Raw genomic sequence first — 1,207 nt, 5'->3', positions numbered from 1 at the left:
CTTTCATCTTGCCAGAAATGGCCGCTCCTTTCTCATCTATTTTGCGCTTCTCGCAATAAAATTACTCTCCGGTGTTTCGTTTTGCAAGAACCTCGTTTGACAAAACATTACCAAAAATGCGGATAAAGCTACTACTCCGAGCCACGATATCGAAGCTTTGAATGCGCGTAATTTCAATGGCATTATTAGTATTGCCATCAGTAAAGGCAGTAGCGTTGCCGCTAATGGCATGATGGACGTAAGCAGTGTTTGTTTACCCCAAGATTGCTGAGCATGAATAAATACTGCCACTAATAGCGCTGCACTAACTGCGCCCAGTATCCTTGGCAAGTGGACGGTTGCTCTCCCTACTTTGATGAGTAATAGTCCGGAGCGCATATTTAGAGGCAATTGAAGTCCGGCATCGATCGTGACTAGCAGACGTGACGAGTACCAAACAGAAGTGGAAAAAATAAAAATACCGAGCGCGAAGTAAAGCATTTGGATGCTACCTGACTCTCTGTCAATAGTGCCGTACAACACTTCTTGTACCTGGTCCAGCCTCAAGAAAATAATTGTGATAATAGCCGCCACCAAAACTGGAACTAGCGACTGATACAAGACATATGACCAAGGGTTGAGGAAATTGGCTACTCTGCAAGCAAAATTAAGGATTTTTTCTTTGAGCGTATTCATATTCTGTCCTTTCTGTTGGAGGAATATGATTAAAACATTAACTAACGATAAGTAAAAGAGAGTTCACTTGTTAATTTCTTAACTGTGTTTGATTTGATTAATTTGTGAGTGCCAAATCGCGGTGAATCAAAAATACCAACATGCGGATTTACCCGTAATAGTGTTCGTATTTGACCGAAACCCCGTTATTACCTACGACGACTAGGCCATAGGTTTTTATTGCAAAACATAATTGCAAATAGCTTAATTAATTTAGACATAGTTTCTCTCTCTGCAACCCCCACCACACGGGCATCAATCGCCGAATCTCAGGCTGCGCGAACCGATCATCAATCAAATAAATCACCCCTTGATCCGTTGTAGTGCGAATGACGCGTCCTGCTGCCTGAACTACTTTTTGTATGCCAGGGTAAAGATAGGTGTAGTTATACCCTGCCCCGAATAACTGCTGCATACGTTGTTTAATCTGCTCATTGACCGGATTCATTTGGGGTAATCCCAGTGTCGCAATAAAAGCGCCAATCAAGCGCGC

At 42.7% G+C, this 1,207-nt stretch carries 2 protein-coding genes; both read right to left on the bottom strand.

Annotation, left to right across the window (positions count from 1 at the left end):
* Nucleotides 1–36 precede the first annotated feature (36 nt).
* Nucleotides 37–675, bottom strand: a complete 639-nt coding sequence (locus tag AAKU61_RS22615; protein ID WP_354335885.1) for a hypothetical protein — start codon at nucleotides 673–675, stop codon at nucleotides 37–39.
* Between the two features lie 247 nt (nucleotides 676–922).
* On the bottom strand, nucleotides 923–1,207 hold a 285-nt coding region (locus tag AAKU61_RS22610; RefSeq protein ID WP_354335883.1), incomplete at its 5' end, for a helicase C-terminal domain-containing protein.

This window comes from Undibacterium sp. GrIS 1.2, from assembly GCF_040544435.1.
GTDB lineage: Bacteria > Pseudomonadota > Gammaproteobacteria > Burkholderiales > Burkholderiaceae_D > Undibacterium.
Note: the sequence above shows the minus strand (reverse complement) of the source record. Positions and strands in the feature narration are given on the sequence as shown.

Excerpts from the sequence above, each read along its gene's own strand:
- AAKU61_RS22615 (WP_354335885.1), bottom strand. The coding sequence starts at position 675 with ATGAATACGCTCAAAGAAAAAATCCTTAATTTTGCTTGCAGAGTAGCC.